Origin of the sequence: Rhizobium sp. ZW T2_16 (assembly GCF_044987325.1) — a bacterium.
Classification (GTDB): Bacteria; Pseudomonadota; Alphaproteobacteria; order Rhizobiales; family Rhizobiaceae; genus Neorhizobium; species Neorhizobium cellulosilyticum.
Genome location: NZ_JBJDRG010000006.1, coordinates 148,050 through 166,372, shown reverse-complemented (window position 1 = coordinate 166,372; position 18,323 = coordinate 148,050). Strand labels below are relative to the sequence as shown.

Here is an 18,323-nt window from a genome sequence, read left to right as displayed (position 1 = left end):
TCTCCTTAGAACGTCTGTCCGGCGATCATCGCCAGATGCTCGACGATCGGGCCGAGTGCGAGCGCCGGGAAGAAAGTCAGGCCGCCGACGATCAGGATCGTGCCGACGAGAAGCCCGACGAACAGGCCGCCATCGGTGGGAAATGTGCCGGCAGAGGCCGGAACCGTCTTCTTGCCGATCAGCGAGCCGGCAATTGCAAGCGCCGGGATGATCACCAGGAAGCGCCCCATCAGCATGGCGATGCCGAGCGTCACATTGTACCAGGGCGTATTGCCGGTAAGCCCGCCGAAGGCCGAGCCGTTATTGGCGGCAGCCGACGTATAGGCATAGAGGATTTCCGAGAACCCGTGCGGACCACCGGTGCCGATCGAGGCGACGGCTGAAGGAAGCACGGCGGCGATCGCGGCAAAGACGAGCATGGCGAGCGGCAGGCAGAGAACGGCGAGCAGCGCCATCTTCATCTCCTTCGCCTCGATCTTCTTGCCGAGATATTCCGGCGTGCGGCCGACCATCAGGCCGGCGACGAAGACGGCGACGATGATGAACATCATGATGCCGTAGAAACCGGCCCCCACACCGCCGACGATGACTTCGCCGAGCTGCATGTTGATGATCGGGATCAGCCCGCCAAGTGCGGTGAACGAACCATGCATGGCATTGACCGCACCGCAGGATGCGGCCGTGGTGATGACGGCGAACAGCGACGAGAGTACGACGCCGAAGCGGACTTCCTTGCCTTCCATGTTACCGCCCGACAGGCCCATTGCATGCATGATCGGGTTGCCGGAAGCTTCCGCCCAGTAGACCGTAACAACGCCGGCGAGGAACAGCGCACCCATTGCGCCGAGGATCGCCCAGCCCTGACGCTGGTTACCGACCATGCGGCCGAAGACGTTGGTCAGCGCCGCGCCGATCGCAAAGATCGCCACCATCTGGATCAGATTGGAGATCGCATCCGGATTTTCGAACGGATGCGCCGAATTGGCGTTGAAGAAACCGCCACCATTGGTGCCGAGCATCTTGATGGCAAGCTGCGAGGCGACCGGGCCGAGCGCGATCGTCTGCTTGGCGCCTTCAAGTGTTGTGGCTTCGACGTAAGCGCCAAAGGTCTGCGGCACGCCGAGAAAGACGAAGACCAGCGTCAGCAGGATGCAGAGCGGCAAAAGCAGGTAAAGCGTGGCGCGGGTCATATCGACCCAGAAATTGCCGACCGATTTGCCCGAGGCGCGGGAAAAACCACGGATCAGGGCAATCGCGATCGCGATGCCGGTCGCGGCAGACAGGAAATTCTGGACAGTCAGCCCCGCCATCTGGGTCAGATACGACATGGTGGCTTCGCCGCCATAGTTCTGCCAGTTGGTGTTGGTGACGAAGCTGACGGCGCTGTCGAAGGAGAGTTCCGGCCCGACCGCGGCCATGCCGGCCGGGTTGAGCGGCAGCACATCCTGCAGGCGGAACAGGCCATAGAGAACCAGCACGCCGAGAAGATTGAACATCAGCATGGCGAAGGCATAAGCCGTCCAATGCTGCTCCTCACGCTCGCTGGTGCCGGCTAAGGCGTAAAGTCCCCGTTCAAGCGGAACGAGGACGGGGGAAAGAGGCGTACGCTCGCCGGAAAACACCCGGGTCATGTAGGCGCCGAGCGGTTTGACGAGGAGAAGGACGATCCCGCAGAAGACGAGGATCTGAAGCCATCCGTTGAGGGTCATGGAGATAAACTTTCAGTTCCCGAAGGCTTGATCAGAAGCGTTCGGGGCGGATGAGAGCGTAGGTGAGATAGAGGGTGAGAAAGACGGTGACGCCACCGCCGAGCACATAGTCGAGTATCATCGCTCCCTCCTTCTAGAGCCTGTCGCAGGCGCGGGTGTAGGCGAAGCACAGGGCGAAGAAGACGATCGCCGTGCCGATTAAGATGAGGTCCAGCATGATCCGGGTTCCTTTGAACTGATCGAGACCAGGCAAGCCGAATGGCGCCGTCCGGAACGACGGCACCTCATGAGTGTCTGGCAGGGAGAGGATCTTTCGATCTCTCAGGGCTCGAATATGGCGCCGGAGCGCATAGGGGTTCGAGACGGACGCGAGAGCGAAGATATAGGAATTTTATAGGAATTTTTCGGGGTGGCACCTCGTCAAGGCCGCCTTCTCACCTTGAGCCTGCCCCTCACCAAAGCGCAGCTTGACGCTTGAGACGGGCAAAGAGCTTGCGGCTCGTGTCCATCTCCCCGCCTGCGGGGGTCCGGAGGACAGGACGGGGCAAGCGACCCGTCCCCGGTTGGTGCCGGCAGGCGGATGAGGGGCATCTTCGCGAGATGGCACTGCTCAGAACAGCGCCATCTCGACCGCAAAGGCGATAGCGACAACAGCAAGCATCACGGCCAGCACGCCAAGGATTGCATCCGAGCCGCGCAATTGTCCGGAACCGATCAGGCGCTGCATCTGGCCACGGGGATAGACATGCCTCCGCAAATACCAAAGCGAAAGGAACATCCAGCTCGCCTCACGCCCGGCCCGCAACACGGCTTGCTGCAGACAGCCGGCGCGGCTCGAAAGCCTCGCCCAGTGTCAGCGTCACATGCTCCGGCAGGCACCAGACGGCACCCGGGATGTGGTCGCTTTCGAACATTGCAAAATGCACCGCCGAGGCGCGATCGGTGAAAAGCCCGCCGACCTTACCCTGCGCGTCATTGACGATCCAGCGGCCACTCTTGTCACGACCGACAGTGAAGCGGATACCTGTCGCGGGAGGCTCCCGGTCGTTCATTGCAAACTTGCCCATATCATTCTCCTCAACCGACCATTACCGCGAGCGCCGCAATGGCGCAGAAACCAACGCCCAGGACGCCGATAAGGCGCAGGGCCATCGCAAGGCTCATGCCGGCAGCAGTGTCACCGGTGACAGGACGGGCCTGTGCCAGGCGGCGGCGCTGTGCCTCGGCCTCGGTAAGGTGGAGAAGATTAATAACGCCCAGACGACCATACATGGGTCACTCCTTGTCGATCGAAGTTCCGCGCCAAAGGCTTACGGAACGGACATCGAATGCGATGCCTGATCGAAAGGTAGCGACTGCCTCATAGGCATTCGATTGGTGTGGAGACACCAAGAAATAGGGAAGTCATAAAGCCGCCGCGACCGGATGGAACCGGCGCGGCGGGCAAATCGGAAGGCTCAGGCGTAGCGCGAGACGGCGAGATCGGTCGCGTCGATTTCCGGCTTCTTCCCGCTGACGATGGAGCTGATGACCTTGGCCGAGCCGCAGCTCATCGTCCAGCCGAGCGTGCCATGGCCTGTATTGAGGAACAGGCCCTTCACCTTGGTCGCGCCGATCACCGGCGTGCCGTCCGGCGTCATCGGGCGCAGGCCGGACCAGAAATCCGCCTTGGAAACATCGCCACCCGGGAAGAGATCGGTGACGGAATGTTCGAGCGTCGCGCGCCGTTTCTGGCCGAGATCGTTGGTATAACCGGAAATCTCCGCCATGCCGCCGACGCGGATACGGTCGCCAAGTCGGGTGATGGCGATCTTGTAGGTCTCGTCCATCACCGTCGATTCCGGCGCACGCGAGGCATCGACGATCGGAATTGTCAGGGAATAGCCCTTGACCGGATAGACCGGCAGCTTGATGCCGAACTGCTTGACCAGCATCGGCGAATAGCTGCCGAGCGCCACGACGACGGCATCGCCACGCAAGGTCTCGCGATCGGTCACAACGCCCTTGATGGCCCCACCCTCAACATCGAGGGCCTTGATATTGGTGCCGTAAAGGAATTTCACCCCCATCGCAGCCGCTTTCAGCGCCAGCGCGTTGGTGAACTTGAAGCAGTCGCCCGTCTCGTCTTTCGGCGTCAGAAGGCCGCCGACAATCTTCTGTCGCACATGTTTCAGCGCCGGCTCGACGCGGATGCAGCCTTCCGGATCGAGCACTTCGTAAGGAACACCGTCCGCTGCCAGCGCCTTGACGTCCTTGGCCGATGCGTCGAGCTGCTGCTGGGTGCGGAAGAGCTGAAGGGTGCCCTGCATGCGTTCGTCATAGGCGATGCCGGTTTCATCACGGACCTCGGCAAGCGAGATGCGCGCATAATCGGCGATCCGAAGCATGCGGCTCTTGTTGATCGCATAACGTTCCGAGGTGCAGTTGCGCAGCATCTGGGCCATCCACGACAGCATGGCGGCATCCATCTTCGGACGTAGGATCAGCGGTGCGTGGTTCATGAAAAGCCACTTCATCGCCTTCAGCGGAATGCCGGGTGCTGCCCAGGGGGAGCAGTAACCGAAGGAAACCTCACCGGCATTGGCAAAGCTGGTTTCCAGTGCCGGACCTTCCTGCCGGTCGATGACGGTGACCTCATGGCCGGCCTTGGCAAGTTGATAGGCGGATGTAACACCGACAACGCCGGCTCCGAGAACGATGACTTTCATGGAATTCCCCGTTTTTTATCTGATAAATGGCTAAAGATATTGGCGCTCGTAGCGCTGGCCGAGGCTGGTCAGCACCTCATAGGAAATCGTTCCGGCCGCCTGCGCAAGATCGTCCAGCGTCTGGTGAGGCCCGATCATCTCGACAAGGCTGCCGAGCGTTACGGCACCGACTGGCAGGGCGCTTATATCAACGGTCATGCTGTCCATCGAAACGCGGCCGACGATCGGCAGGCGGTGGTCGCCGAAATAGACGGCACCCCGATCACTGAGGCTGCGCGGCAAACCGTCGGCGTAACCGGCTGCAATCGTCGCAAGCCGCATTTCGCGTGGCGCCACGAACGTAGCCCCGTAACCAACCTTTGTTCCGGCGGGTATGGTTCGCGTCTGGATCACTGCAATCTTCAGGCCGACGACGGGTTCCATCGGGTTGGTCTGCGACGCCGTCGGGTTGCCGCCATAAAGCGCAATGCCGGGACGCGCCATGTAGCCATGATAGCTTTGGCCGAGAAAGATGCCGTTGGAGTTGGCAAAGCAGACAGGCAGGTCGGGAAATTCCTTGGCGATCCGCTGCATCTCCGTCAGCTGCTGATCATTCTGCTCACTCTCCGCCTCATCGGCAGAAGCGAGATGGCTCATGATGAAGCGGATATCGACCAGCTCGTGATCGGCAAGTTCCGATTTCAGTTGTATTTGCTCGGCCGGCGAAAACCCCAGCCGCGACATGCCGGTGTCGAATTGCAGGGCGGCGGGCAGACGCTTGCCCAGCCCATGCGCGGCGGCAGACCAGCGCCGCAACTGTTCAAGTGAGTTCAGCACCGGAACAACACCCGCTGCAGCACAGGCCAGCTCATTGCCCGGCTGCAGGCCATTGAGGACGTAAAGAACGGCGTTATCGGGAAGCACGGGCCTCACGGCTGCGACTTCCATAAAATGGGCAACGAAAAAGTCGCGGCAACCGGCCTTGTAAAGCGCTTCCGCAACCGGACGGGCGCCAAGCCCGTAGGCATCGGCCTTGACCACGGCAGCCGCTTTCGCTGGCGCAAGCGCCTCGGCAAGTTTCAGATAATTCCGGCAGATCGCACCAAGATCGATCGTCAGATATCCGCAGGCCGCAGCAGCAATTTCCTGCGCCGCCGGCATCGTCATTCGCTCGTTCATTCACGCCCCCTCTTTTTAAGGTGAGCATAATGAAATGATCGTTGAATTTCCTGCCGGTCGATGGCAGAAAATTTCTCAAATGCAAATATCTTGAAATTATCTTCGATGTTTTGGAATAATATTCATGGCGACCATTGACCAGATCGACCGCAACCTTTTGCGCCTCCTGCGGCTCAATGCCCGCATGAGCAATGCGGCCCTAGCCGCGGAAGTGGGCCTGTCGCCCTCAGCCTGTCTTCGTCGCATCAGGCTGCTTGAGGAAGCAGGCGTCATTCGCGGCTATACGGCGCTTGTCGATAACGATCAGAACGGCATCGCCGTCATCATCAACATCACGCTGGAAAGGCAGACGGAAGAGTATCTCAACCGCTTCGAGGCGGCCGTTCGCAAATATCCGGAAATACGGGAATGTTTTCTAATGACCGGAGGCTCCGATTATCTGTTGCGCGTCGAAGTTGCCAATGCCGGAGAATTCGAGCGCATCCACAAGGAGATCCTGTCGGCACTTCCGGGCGTGCTGCGCATCCATTCAAGCTTTTCGATCCGCAACGTGCTGATGACGCGCAGCCGGAAAAGCCGGTAACCCCTACCCGAACGCGAAAAGGCCGCCCGTGCAGGACACGGACGGCGTTTCGATTATCAACCTGATGGCGCTAGAAACGCCGGTTCGATCAGGGCTGCTTGCCGATATAGGCCAGGATACCACCGTCGACGTAAAGAACGTGACCGTTGACGAAGTCGGATGCCGAGGAAGCAAGGAACACGGCCGGTCCCTTCAGGTCCTGCGTCGTGCCCCAACGGTTTGCCGGCGTCTTGGCGAGGATGAAGGAGTTGAACGGATGACCCGGTTCGCGCAGCGGCGCGGTCTGCGGGGTTTCGATATAGCCCGGGCCGATACCGTTGCACTGAATGTTCTGCGAACCGTATTCGGAAGCGATGTTGCGCGTCAGCATCTTCAGGCCGCCCTTGGCAGCTGCGTAAGCCGAAACGGTCTCGCGGCCGAGTTCGCTCATCATCGAGCAGATGTTGATGATCTTGCCGCCACCGCGCTTGATCATGCCCGGAATGACAGCCTTGGCGAGAATGAACGGAGCGGTCAGGTCGATGTCGATGACCTGACGGAAGTCCTTGACGTCCATCTCATGCATCGGAACGCGCTTGATGATGCCGGCATTGTTGACGAGGATATCGACAGAACCGAGATCCTTCTCGATTTCGGCGATCATCTTCTGCACGCCCGGCTCATCGGTCACGTCGCAGATGTAGCCCTTGGCGTCGATGCCGGCAGCCTTGTAGGCTTCGAGGCCCTTGGCGAGGAAATCTTCGTTGATGTCGTTGAAGGCGATCGTGGCGCCGGCTTCAGCGAGCGCGCTAGCCAGTGCGAAACCGATACCGTAGGAAGCACCGGTAACCAGCGCGACCTTGCCCTTGAGCGAAAAGCTATCTGCGTAACTCAATATCTTAAATCCTTGTCTATATTGAAAGAAACCGGAGCGGCATATGATTGCCGCTCCGACGTAGACCGACTTAGCGCAGGTCGCTGATGGCGATGTGGTCCATGTCGTCGAAGGTCAGGTTTTCGCCGCACATTGCCCAGATGAACGTGTAGTTCGCAGTGCCACAACCGGCGTGGATCGACCACGAGGGCGAGATGACGGCCTGGTCGTTCTGCACGAGGATATGGCGGGTCTGGTCGCCTTCACCCATCATGTGGAAGACGGCCTGATTTTCAGCAATGTTGAAGTAGTAGTAGATTTCCGAACGGCGCTCGTGGGTATGAGCTGGCATCGTGTTCCAGACATTGCCCGGATCGAGTTCGGTCAGGCCCATCGAAAGCTGGCAGGTTTCCAGAACGTCCGGATGGATGAACTGGTTGATGACGCGCTTGTTGGCCGTCGAATTGTCGCCAACCGGCTTCTTCTGGGCGTCGGCAATCGACAGGAAAGTCGTTTTGCAGACCTTATGGGCCGGAGCGGAGATCATGTAGAACTTGGCCGGGTTGGCCTTGTCCTTGCTCTTGAAGACAACCGACTTGTGGCCCTTGGTGACGTAGAGGCAATCCTTGAAGGCGAGATTGTAGACTTCGCCATCGACCTCGACAGAACCTTCGCCGCCAAGGTTGAAGATGCCGAGTTCGCGGCGTTCCAGCACGTAATTCGTGCCGAAATTCTTCATGCAATCGATGCCCTTGTCGAGCGGAACGGCTTCATTGACCGGCTTGCAGCCAAACACGACCATGCGATCGACGTGGCTGTAAGTGGCGACGATCTCGTCATCGGCGAAAACCTTTTCGATCAGGAATTCAGCGCGCGTTTCCTCGGTCGTGTAGCGCTTGAAGTCCTTCTGGTTGGCCGAATAGCGGATGTCCATGATATTACTCCTCTAAGTATGATGGGATATGTACGGTGCAGGTCTATCAGGCCAGAAGCTTGATGACGACCTTGCGCACCTTACCGGGCGCCTCGGCGGCACAGCCGGGACGATGAATGTCGGTGGGATAGAACACGGCATATGCGCCGGCTCCGAGAAGAAGATCGGTTTCGTCTGTGACCTTGGAGTAGAACTTGACGTCCTTGCTCTCGAAGAGGTCTTCTTCGACTGTGTAATCGGCAGCAAGTGGTGCATAACCGATGATTTCGCGACCACTGAATACGAACTGGATGTCGATGTAGCGGGCGTGGGATTCTGGACGCTTCTCGGCCTTGGGGGCGGTGTCGTAGTCCTGGATCAGGGCGAAGATGGTATCGCCTTCGATATCGACACGTCCGGCGGGCAATGCAGCGATATCCGTTTCGGCCAGGAATTTGAGGCCTTTCTGGATGTTTGCCGGAAGAGTTGCGGCGTCGCGGTCGAGCGTGGCGAGATTGCTGAGATACATGACGTTATTCCTTAAATGAACTGGAAGGGGCCAGTGGCAAAGCACTGGCCCCGCTCAGAGCTTAATGGGCAACCTTTAGCTCGTCACCAGCCTCCGGCGCATCAGCCGCGACCGTTTCGACAACACCGCCGCGCTTCTTCATGTACTTGGCGTACATTCCGGTCAGGATCGGAACCAGGATAGCGGTAGTCAGGCATGCTGCGGCAACCAGCGAAGTGGCGGCGGCGGCGGCAGGCTTAAACTGCGGAGCCATTTCGGCGATGATCATCGGGTTGGCGACAGCAGCGCCGGCGGCCGACGAAGCTGCGAGACCGGCAGTACCATTACCGCCACCGATGAACTTGTCGGCAAGCATCAGCGGGATACCAGTGACGACGATGACGATGACGCCGAGCAGGATACCGCCAAGACCGGTCTGAGCGATGACGTGCAGGTCGATGCCGTTACCCAGAGCAAAACCGAAGAACGGGATCAGGGTGGTGACGCCGCCCTTGAAGAAGGCGCGCAGATCCTTATCGAGGTTACCGAGGATGAAGCCGATCAGGAAGGGCAGGACTGCGCCGACGAACAGATGCGGTTCGAAGGTTGCAACGCCTGCTGCACCGAGGATCAGCATCGAGACCAGCGGGCCCGATTCGATCGACATCAGGACGAAGGCGCCCGATTCTTCCTTGGTGCCGTATTGCTGCATGATCGCGGCGTAGAGACCACCGTTGGTCATGTCCATTGCGGCGCAGATGGCCAGAGCCGAGAAGCCCATGAACAGGCCCGACTGCACACCTTCGAGCGGCAGGAACTGAGCGGCGATGTAGGTGGCGCCCCAGGCAACGAGCGTCTTGACGACGACGAGGTTACCCGACTTGCGCAGAACCGTACCGGTTGCGCGAAGGTCGATAGAGGTACCCATGCAGAAGAACCAGACGGCCAGGATCGGCACGGTGCCGGCGATCAAACCATTGGTAAACGAACCGAAATAGCTACCGGCCCAGGGGAAGAAGGTCTTGCAAAGTGCGCCCAGAATGAGCGGCACGAGCATTAGTCCGCCGGGGACTTTATCAATTGCCTTTTTAATATTCATTTTTGTATTCCTCCTTAATAATGAGTTCGCTATTCCGCCGCGGTGATTAAATTGCCGCGGCTGGCGATCTCAGTTTTGAAGACGTCGGGTGTGGCGTCTTTCGGTATGATTGCACCATGGTGCTGTACGACCGCGCCTGCGACGACGTGGGCACGACGTGCTGCCTCCGCGGGTTCAATACCAAGGTTGCGGCCTAGAATATAGGTTGCTGAAAAACTGTCGCCGGCAGCAGTTGTGTCGACAACTTTCTCGACTTTGGTGGCTGGTACGGTTTCGACCTTACCGCCATGGATGAGCGTTGCAACGCCCGGCCCGTCCTTGATCACTACTTCCAGCTGCGGCATTTTTGCAAAATATTCAATGCCTGCTTCCATGGTCTGGGCAAGCCCAAACACTTCGAGTTCCTCGATGGTGACGAGAACGCGGGTCGAAAATGCGATGACGCGTTCATAGGCCGCACGTGCATTTTCGATACCGCCCCAAAGCAGCGGACGATAGTTGCCATCGAAATCGACGGCGACACCGGCACGTGCAAGTTCTTCCAGCTTTACGAGCAGACGCTCGCGGCTTTCCGGTTTCAACACGGCCAGACTGATGCCGGAGATGTAGACGCTCGTAAATCCTTCGAGTGCGGCAAGAAGCTCATCAGAACCTTCACCCTGGAAAGTTTCACGGGCGGCAGCCTCGCCGCGCCAGTAGAAGAAGCGACGCTCACCGGTAGGGTCCGTCTTGATAAAATAAAGACCGGGCCGCTGGCCTTTTCTGCGCAACACAAGATGATCGTCGACACCCTGGGAATTCCAGAACGCCGCCATGTCTTCGCTGAAAGGATCATCACCGATGGCGGTTATGTATGAGACGAATGATCCCAGACCCGCACCCAACCGTGCCATGTAGGCAGCAGTGTTGAAAGTATCACCTCCGAAAGCTTGCGTAATCGAGCCGTCCGGCTTGCGTTGCAATTCGACCATGCATTCGCCGATCGAAGCTACGCGTATTTCCAGTGGCATTTTGCCTCCCTTCCGCCCCCAAGGCGTGACGCTGTCCTGTAAAACTGGGGCGTGGATTAAGATTTCGTCCAGCGCTGGGCCGGACCATATTCACACTCATTAATTCCTACGTTGATCGGGATCAAACTTTGATGTCCACTACATTGGTAAGTTGCAGATGGAAGCCGCGGTCCTCTCAGGCTCTGTCTTAATGGGACCACGGTTGGGAGGGCGCTTCACCAAATGCCGAAAGGCAAAGAAAGAGGAAGAAGACTAATGGGCATCCTTTCCCAAACAATCGTCCCCGCCGACGCTTGGGCCGGTTTTAAGGGCGACAAGTGGCGCGACGCCGTTGACGTCCGCGACTTCATCCAGAACAACTACAAGCCCTACGAGGCAGACGGCGCATTTCTTGCCGGCCCAACGCCACGCACCTTGAAGGTCTGGGAAACACTCGGAGTGCTCCTCGCTGAGGAACGCAAGAAGGGTGTTCTGGACGTATCTGCCGACCGTGCCTCGACGATCACCGCACATGATGCAGGTTATATCGCCAAGGACATCGAGCTGATCGTCGGCCTGCAGACCGACGCGCCACTGAAGCGCGCCATCATGCCGAACGGCGGCCTGCGCATGGTCGAGAACGGCCTCGAGGCCTTCGGTTTCAAACTCGATCCGTCGGTTCACGAAGTCTGGACGAAATATCGCAAGAGCCATAACCAGGGCATCTTCGACGTCTACAGCCCGGAAATCCTCGCCGCCCGCAAGTCCGGCGTCATCACCGGCCTGCCGGACGCCTACGGCCGCGGCCGCATCATCGGCGACTATCGCCGCGTAGCCCTCTACGGCACTGACGCACTGCGCGCCTTCCGCCTGAAGGACTTCCGCGCAATCGAGAACGAAGTCTTCAACGACGACGTCATGCGTCTGCGTGAAGAAATGTCGGAACAGTACCGCGCTCTCGACGAACTGAAGGAAATGGCGGCCAAGTATGGCTACGACATTTCCAAGCCGGCCACCAATGCCCGTGAAGCCATCCAGTGGACCTACTTCGCATACCTCGCAGCCGTGAAGGAACAGAACGGTGCGGCAATGTCGCTCGGCCGTGTCTCGACCTTCCTCGACATCTACATCCAGCGCGATATCGACGCAGGCGTCCTGACCGAAGAACAGGCTCAGGAACTGATCGACGACATGATCATCAAGCTCCGGATCGTCCGCTTCCTGCGTACGCCAGAGTATGACCAGCTGTTCTCGGGCGATCCGACCTGGGTTACGGAATCGATCGGTGGCGTTGGCGAAGATGGCCGTCCGCTGGTCACCAAGTCGAGCTTCCGCTTCCTGCATACGCTCTACAACCTCGGCCCGGCTCCTGAACCGAACCTGACCGTGCTGTGGAGCACCAAGCTGCCGGAAGGCTTCAAGAACTTCTGCGCCAAGGTCTCTGCCGATACCAGCGCCATCCAGTACGAAAACGACGACCTGATGCGTCCGAAATGGGGCGACGACTACGGCATTGCATGCTGCGTCTCGGCCATGCGCATCGGCAAGCAGATGCAGTTCTTCGGTGCCCGCTCCAACCTCGCAAAGGCTCTGCTCTATGCGATCAACGGCGGCGTCGACGAAAAGAGCGGTGCAGTCGTTGCCAAGGGCTTCGAGCCGATCACGGCTGACGTGCTCGACTATGACGAAGTCATGGCAAAGTTCGACAAGATGATGGACTGGCTGGCCAAGACCTACGTCAAGGCACTCAACACCGTTCACTACATGCACGACAAATACGCTTACGAGCGTATCGAAATGGCGCTGCACGACCGCGACATTCTGCGCACCATGGCTTGCGGCATCGCCGGCCTTTCGGTCGCAGCGGACTCGCTGTCGGCAATCAAGCATGCCAAGGTCAAGGTCATCCGCAACGAGGCAGGTCTGGCCGTCGATTACAAGATCGAAGGCACCTACCCTGCTTACGGCAACAACGACGACAGCGTTGACTCCATCGCAGTCTGGTTGACCGAAACCTTCATGAAGAAGATTGCGGCACAGCCTTACTTCTATCGTAACTCGATGCCGACCCAGTCGGTGCTGACGATCACCTCCAACGTGGTCTACGGCAAGAAGACGGGCAACACGCCGGACGGACGTCGCGCAGGCGAGCCCTTCGCACCGGGTGCAAACCCGATGAACGGTCGTGATACCAAGGGCTTCGTCGCTGCCGGCGCATCGGTTGCCAAGATCCCCTACGACGCCGCCCTCGACGGTATTTCCTGGACGGCTTCGGCAACACCGGACTCGCTCGGTCGCACCAGCGAGGAACGTGCAAAGAACCTGGCAAATTGCCTGGATGCCTACACGGCAGCAGGTGGCTTCCATGTCAACGTCAACGTCTTCAACCGTGACACGCTTGTCCATGCAATGGAACATCCGGAACTGTATCCGCAGTTGACGGTTCGCGTGTCGGGATATGCGGTCAATTTCGTCAAGCTGACCCGTGAACAGCAGCTCGACGTCATCTCGCGCACGTTCCATTCAAAGATGTAACGTTTAGGCGTTAGGCTGGGCGCATATGGAACCCATATGCGCCCACGCTGTTAACCCGAAATCTATCTACAGATACGAGTTGCCCCATGGACATTCAACGAGCGATCACCCGCCCGCCGAAGGCGCATGCCCCCGCAGGCACCCACTCTTCGACGGACTTCGGCTACCTGCATTCCGTGGAAAGTGGTGCGGCCGTTGATGGACCGGGAATGCGTTTCGTATTCTTCATGGCCGGCTGCCTGTTCCGCTGTGTTTATTGCCACAATCCCGATACCTGGAAGCTGCATAACGGTCGCAAGATCACTCTCGATGACGCCCTGGCCGAAGTAAAGCCTTACGCGGGCTTCCTGCGGATGGCAGGTGGCGTGACCATATCGGGCGGCGAACCGCTGATGCAGGCGCCGTTCGTCGGCGAGATGTTCAAGCACTTCAAGAGCGAACTCGGCCTTCATACAGCACTCGATACACAAGGCTATCTTCATGCCTCGGTAGACGACGAGTGGTTTGATAATGTCGACCTCGTCCTTCTCGATATCAAGCACAGTGACCCCGAGGTCTATCAGCGCCTCACTGCACAACCGCTGCAGCCGACGCTCGACTTCGCCCACCGCCTGCAGCGGCTGCAGAAGAAGATGTGGCTGCGATATGTGCTGGTTCCCGGCTGGACCGACGGACATGACGACATAGCAAGGCTCGCCGATTTCGTTGCGAACCTCGGCTCGATTGTAGAGCGCGTCGAAGTTCTACCCTTCCACCAGATGGGTACGCAGAAATGGGCGCAGCTTGGAATGGATTACCCGCTCGCAGGAGCTCCGACGCCAACGCCGGAATCCACAGCTGAAGCAAGATCAATATTCGCGGAACGCGGGCTGACGGTCTTTTAGGACACGCAAGCATCGGGAAAGCGTTCCCAATTACATAAATGACAAGGAATACCAATATGATCGATATTCGCTCGCTCGTTCTCGTTGTGAACTGCGGCAGTTCTTCCGTTAAATTCGGCGTCTTCTCGGGTACCAACCGCGAGCCGCTTCTTTCGGCTCTGGCAGAAAACCTCGGACAGCCGGAAAGCCGGCTTGTTGTCAAGGAAAAGGGCGAGAAGACCGAAATGTCGCTCGACAGCGGCAGCCACGACGTTGCCCTGCAGAAACTCCTCGGCATTCTTGAGCAGAAGGGCTGGCTGAGCTCGATTGTGGCAGTCGGTCACCGCACGGTCCATGGCGGCGAGCGCTTCTCCGCATCCACGCTCATTACCGACGAAATCCTGCGCGAAATGGATGCGCTTTCCAATCTCGCTCCATTGCACAACCCGGCAAACATCCTCGGCATCAGGACCGCCATGGCAGCGCTGCCCAACGTCCCGCATGCAGCAGTCTTCGACACCGCCTTCCACACCACTATGCCACAGGCTGCCTTCACCTATGCCGTCCCGCAGGATTGCTACCGTAACCTCGGCGTTCGCCGTTACGGTTTCCATGGAACCAGCCACCGCTTTGTTGCAGCGGAAGCAATCGAGCTTCTCGGCCTCGACCCCAACGATCACGGCCTGGTTATCGCCCATCTCGGCAATGGCGCTTCGGCAACCGCTGTTCTGAACGGCAAGAGCGTCGACACGTCGATGGGTTTCACTCCGCTTGAAGGCCTTGTCATGGGCACCCGCTCCGGCGACATCGATCCGGGCGCACTCTTCCACATCGCCCGCGAGGACGGCCTGACGATCGACGAACTCGACACGCTGCTCAACCGCAAGAGCGGTCTGCTCGGCCTCTCCGGCCTGTCCAACGATTGCCGCACGCTGGAGAATGCAGAGAAGGAAGGCCATGAGGGCGCCAAGCTGGCTCTCGACGTCTTCGTCCATCGCCTGGCCCGTTACATCGGTGGCCTCGCAACCTCGCTCAACCGTCTGGATGCCGTCATTTTCACCGGTGGCATCGGCGAAAACTCGGCAACCATGCGCCAGCGGACGATCGACCGCCTGTCAGTTTTCGGTCTCAAGCTTGATGCGGACGCCAATGGCCAGATGTTCGGCGGACGTTGCGGCGTCATCACCGCGAAGGACAGCAAGGCAACCGCTGCCGTCATCGCCACCAATGAGGAATGGATGATTTCCCACGATACGCTGGAGGCCGTCGCAGCGTCCACCGCTGCGTAACAGTTTTTGCAGATCGCATTATTTCAACCAATTCATAATCACCGCGAACATACAGAAGGATAATTCTCAATGTGCGCACGTATAATTTTCCTTGCTGCGGCAGCACAGGACGTCGGCCTGACCTCGCTCTCGCTTGGCTTGGTGCGGGCACTGCAGCGAGACGGCATGAAGGTCGCCTTCGTCAAGCCGATCGCTCAGCCACGGTCTGAAAGCCGCGTCCAGAAGAAGGGCATCGATACGTCGAGCCACTTCGCCCGCACCCTGTGCATGACCAACTCTCCGGAACCGATCCCGTTCGAGAAGGCGGAAGAACAGATTCGCAAGGGTGACCTCGCGGCTCTGCTTGAAGACGTAGCAACGATGACGGAAGCCCTGCGCGCCGATCATGACGTGGTTGTCGTCGAAGGCCTGATTCCGCTCGCCAGCGCACAGATCGCGCTTCGCCTCAACGTCGAAATCGTCCGCAGCCTTGGCGCTGACGTCATTCCGGTCCTGAGCGGCGTCGATTACGAGCCGAAGTTCATCGCCGAAACGGTCGCCTTGATCCATCGCCAGTATGCGCGTGAGGGAAATTCGCCGCTTCTTGGCCTGATGATCAACAAGATGAAAGTAGCTGCGGATCGCGAAAAACTGAAGGAGGCTCTCGCTCCCTTCGGTCTCGCCTCGTCGACCATCCTCGGCGCGATCCCGTACGAGCCGAACCTGAACACGCCACGCCTGTCCGATCTCGTCTCGTCGCTCGATCTGAGCGTCGTGCAGGGATCAAAACTCGATGCTGTGCGTGTCCGCGAGATCGTCGTCGGCGCCCGTTCGGTCGAGAAGATGATCGACCGCCTGCGTCCCGAAACCCTGGTCGTCATGCCCGGTGACCGCAGCGATATCGCGCTCGCCTCGGCGCTCGCCCACAGCCGTGGCGTACCGCTTGCCGGCCTGCTGCTCACCTGCGGCGCACCGCTTGCAACCCCGGTCGCAGACCTGATGGCCTCGGTCGGCTCAAACATCCTGCCGATCCTCTCCACCCCCGACGATACCTATGCCACGGCCTCGCGCCTTGCGCATCTGAGCTACCATGTCAGCCAGGATGACAGCCAGCACATGGAAAAGGTCATCGATTTCGTCGCGGAACATATTGACACGACATCGCTGCGTGACCGGATCGGTACCTCGACCGAAGCACGGCTGTCGCCGCCGCGCTTCCGCAACCACCTGATCGAAGGTGCACGGAAGGCCAACAAGCGCATCGTTCTGCCCGAGGGTGAAGAACCCCGCACGCTGCAGGCTGCCGTCATCTGCCACCAGAAGGGCATTGCCCGTTGCGTGTTGCTCGGTCGCCCCGATGCCATCCAGATGATCGCCAGGGCCAAGGACATCGAACTGCCCGCCGATCTCGAAATTCTCGACCCGGCCGCCGTGCGCGCCAACTATGTCGATGCCATGGTCGAGCTGCGCAAGTCCAAGGGCATGACGCCTCCCCAGGCAATGGCGCAGCTGGAAGATACCGTCGTTCTCGGCACGATGATGCTCGCCGTTGGTGAAGTCGACGGCCTCGTTTCGGGTGCGGTTCATACCACGGCAAGCACCGTGCGCCCTGCCCTGCAGCTGATCAAGACGGAACCGGGCCAAAGCATCGTCTCCTCGGTCTTCTTCATGCTGATGCCCGATCAGGTCCTGGTCTATGGCGATTGCGCCATCAACCCGAACCCGACGGCCGACCAGCTGGCGGAAATCGCCGTCCAGTCCTCCGACACGGCAAAAGCCTTCGGCATCGATCCGCGGGTGGCGATGATCTCCTATTCGACCGGCACGTCGGGTACCGGCGGCGATGTCGACAAGGTGCGCGAAGCAACCGAACTTGCAAAACAGCGCAAGCCGGACCTCCTGATCGACGGCCCGATCCAGTATGATGCGGCAAGCGTCGAGAGCGTCGGCCGCTCGAAGGCGCCCGACAGCCCGGTCGCCGGCCGCGCCAATGTCTTCGTCTTCCCGGACTTGAACACCGGCAACACCACCTACAAGGCCGTGCAGCGCTCCGCCGATGTCGTTTCCGTCGGCCCGATGCTGCAGGGACTGCGCAAGCCCGTCAACGACCTGTCGCGCGGCGCCCTCGTCGACGACATCGTCTTCACCATCGCGCTCACCGCTATCCAGGCCGACCAGCAATCGGCGGGTGAAGCTGCTTCCGAGCCGGCACGGAAGGATGCGGTGAACGCATGAACATCGCACAGCAGGACCCGGAGAGTCGGGACAAGATGACTTCGGCCTTCTTCAGAGGGCCGGAGGCTGGAGGCTCGCTGACACCCGACGCAATTGCCGTCGCGGCAGAAGAAATGGGCGTCAAGAAAGCCAGCTATGACACGCTGACCCTCCTGGGTCTGGCGGTTCTCGCCGGCGCCTTCATCGGGCTCGGGGCCATGTTTGCGACGACGACGGTCGCCGGTGCCGACGGAATGCTGTCCTACGGTCTCACACGGCTTCTGGCCGGGCTGAGCTTCTCGCTCGGGCTGATCCTCGTCCTGATCGGTGGCGCGCAGCTGTTCACCGGCGACATGCTGATGGTCATGGCTTGGGCAAGCCGACGCATCGCCACCACGCGCATGGTCCACATCTGGGTCTTCGTCTGGTTCGGCAATCTGATAGGCGCCCTCGTCATCGCCGGCCTCGTCTTCTTGTCTGGCCAGTACACGTTCGGCGGCAACGCAATCGGTGTCGCGGCACTGCATTACGCAGAAGCCAAGTCTGCCCTTCCGGTCGTCGAAGCCTTCTCGCTCGGTATACTCTGCAACATACTGGTCTGCCTGGCCGTATGGCTTTCACTGGCCGGACGCACGGTTGCCGACAGGATCCTTGCGATCGTCTTCCCGGTTACGGCCTTCGTTGCAGCAGGGTTCGAACACTGCGTCGCCAACATGTATTATCTCGGCCTCGGCCTGATGATCCGTTACGGTGCACCGGAAAGCTTCTGGACCGCCATCGGCCATGCGCCCGCCGAAATCCCGCTGAGTGGCGTCCTTACCAATCTGGCCGTCGTAACGGCTGGTAACTGGGTCGGCGGCGCTCTCCTCGTTGGTGGCGTCTACTGGTTCATCTACCGTCGTCCGGGCAAGCCCCACCACTGA

18 protein-coding genes are annotated in these 18,323 nt (G+C 59.5%); 6 read left to right on the top strand and 12 right to left on the bottom strand.

Going from position 1 to position 18,323, the window contains the following annotated elements:
* Nucleotides 1–5: 5 nt before the first annotated feature.
* The 7 genes from kdpA to alr all read right to left on the bottom strand — a co-directional run bounded on the left by kdpA (nt 6) and on the right by alr (nt 5,575).
* Nucleotides 6–1,709, bottom strand: coding sequence for a potassium-transporting ATPase subunit KdpA (gene kdpA, locus ACI3K0_RS16955; protein WP_404945732.1), 1,704 nt, complete (start codon nt 1,707–1,709; stop codon nt 6–8).
* Between the two features lie 31 nt (nt 1,710–1,740).
* Nucleotides 1,741–1,830, bottom strand: coding sequence for a K(+)-transporting ATPase subunit F (gene kdpF, locus ACI3K0_RS16950; RefSeq protein ID WP_404945731.1), 90 nt, complete (start codon nt 1,828–1,830; stop codon nt 1,741–1,743).
* A 489-nt stretch (nt 1,831–2,319) separates the two neighbouring features.
* On the bottom strand, nt 2,320–2,487 hold the full coding sequence (locus ACI3K0_RS16945; protein WP_404945730.1) for a hypothetical protein: 168 nt from the start codon (nt 2,485–2,487) through the stop codon (nt 2,320–2,322).
* 10 nt (nt 2,488–2,497) lie between these two features.
* Nucleotides 2,498–2,776, bottom strand: a complete 279-nt coding sequence (locus tag ACI3K0_RS16940; protein ID WP_404945729.1) for a hypothetical protein — start codon at nt 2,774–2,776, stop codon at nt 2,498–2,500.
* Nucleotides 2,777–2,786: 10 nt separating this feature from the next.
* Nucleotides 2,787–2,981 carry a hypothetical protein gene (locus tag ACI3K0_RS16935; protein ID WP_206823672.1) on the bottom strand — a complete coding sequence of 65 codons (195 nt, stop codon included), beginning with the start codon at nt 2,979–2,981 and terminating at the stop codon, nt 2,787–2,789.
* A 185-nt stretch (nt 2,982–3,166) separates the two neighbouring features.
* Complete coding sequence (locus tag ACI3K0_RS16930; protein WP_404945728.1) at nt 3,167–4,417, bottom strand: D-amino acid dehydrogenase; 1,251 nt, start codon at nt 4,415–4,417, stop codon at nt 3,167–3,169.
* 30 nt (nt 4,418–4,447) lie between these two features.
* Nucleotides 4,448–5,575 (bottom strand): alanine racemase, encoded by a 1,128-nt coding sequence (gene alr / locus ACI3K0_RS16925; RefSeq protein WP_404945727.1) that lies wholly within the window; start codon nt 5,573–5,575, stop codon nt 4,448–4,450.
* A gap of 124 nt (nt 5,576–5,699) precedes the next feature.
* On the opposite strand from alr, the gene ACI3K0_RS16920 reads away from it, so the two are divergent.
* The gene (locus ACI3K0_RS16920) at nt 5,700–6,158 is read left to right on the top strand and encodes an Lrp/AsnC family transcriptional regulator (RefSeq protein ID WP_404945726.1); all 459 of its coding nucleotides are present in this window, start codon (nt 5,700–5,702) and stop codon (nt 6,156–6,158) included.
* Between the two features lie 88 nt (nt 6,159–6,246).
* Here ACI3K0_RS16920 and ACI3K0_RS16915 read toward each other — a convergent pair whose 3' ends face one another.
* The 5 genes from ACI3K0_RS16915 to ACI3K0_RS16895 form a co-directional block, all read right to left on the bottom strand.
* Complete coding sequence (locus ACI3K0_RS16915; protein ID WP_210297833.1) at nt 6,247–7,032, bottom strand: gluconate 5-dehydrogenase; 786 nt, start codon at nt 7,030–7,032, stop codon at nt 6,247–6,249.
* Nucleotides 7,033–7,102: 70 nt separating this feature from the next.
* On the bottom strand, nt 7,103–7,945 hold the full coding sequence (gene kduI / locus ACI3K0_RS16910; protein ID WP_148142998.1) for a 5-dehydro-4-deoxy-D-glucuronate isomerase: 843 nt from the start codon (nt 7,943–7,945) through the stop codon (nt 7,103–7,105).
* Between the two features lie 46 nt (nt 7,946–7,991).
* Nucleotides 7,992–8,453, bottom strand: a complete 462-nt coding sequence (locus ACI3K0_RS16905; RefSeq protein WP_183820849.1) for a YhcH/YjgK/YiaL family protein — start codon at nt 8,451–8,453, stop codon at nt 7,992–7,994.
* A 61-nt stretch (nt 8,454–8,514) separates the two neighbouring features.
* Nucleotides 8,515–9,531: a 2-keto-3-deoxygluconate transporter gene (gene kdgT / locus ACI3K0_RS16900; protein WP_148142996.1), complete on the bottom strand. Its 1,017-nt coding sequence runs from the start codon at nt 9,529–9,531 to the stop codon at nt 8,515–8,517.
* Between the two features lie 29 nt (nt 9,532–9,560).
* Complete coding sequence (locus ACI3K0_RS16895) at nt 9,561–10,541, bottom strand: sugar kinase (protein ID WP_148142995.1); 981 nt, start codon at nt 10,539–10,541, stop codon at nt 9,561–9,563.
* Nucleotides 10,542–10,796: 255 nt separating this feature from the next.
* On the opposite strand from ACI3K0_RS16895, the gene pflB reads away from it, so the two are divergent.
* The 5 genes from pflB (at nt 10,797) to ACI3K0_RS16870 (ending at nt 18,323) form a co-directional block, all read left to right on the top strand.
* Entirely contained in the window at nt 10,797–13,055 is a 2,259-nt protein-coding gene (gene pflB / locus ACI3K0_RS16890; RefSeq protein ID WP_148142994.1) for a formate C-acetyltransferase, read from the top strand.
* Between the two features lie 86 nt (nt 13,056–13,141).
* On the top strand, nt 13,142–13,939 hold the full coding sequence (pflA, locus tag ACI3K0_RS16885) for a pyruvate formate-lyase-activating protein (protein ID WP_183820846.1): 798 nt from the start codon (nt 13,142–13,144) through the stop codon (nt 13,937–13,939).
* A gap of 56 nt (nt 13,940–13,995) precedes the next feature.
* On the top strand, nt 13,996–15,207 hold the full coding sequence (locus tag ACI3K0_RS16880; protein WP_404945725.1) for an acetate/propionate family kinase: 1,212 nt from the start codon (nt 13,996–13,998) through the stop codon (nt 15,205–15,207).
* Between the two features lie 69 nt (nt 15,208–15,276).
* On the top strand, nt 15,277–17,421 hold the full coding sequence (gene pta, locus ACI3K0_RS16875) for a phosphate acetyltransferase (RefSeq protein ID WP_404945724.1): 2,145 nt from the start codon (nt 15,277–15,279) through the stop codon (nt 17,419–17,421).
* Entirely contained in the window at nt 17,418–18,323 is a 906-nt protein-coding gene (locus ACI3K0_RS16870) for a formate/nitrite transporter family protein (RefSeq protein WP_244654327.1), read from the top strand. The genes pta and ACI3K0_RS16870 overlap by 4 nt, the downstream gene beginning before the upstream one ends.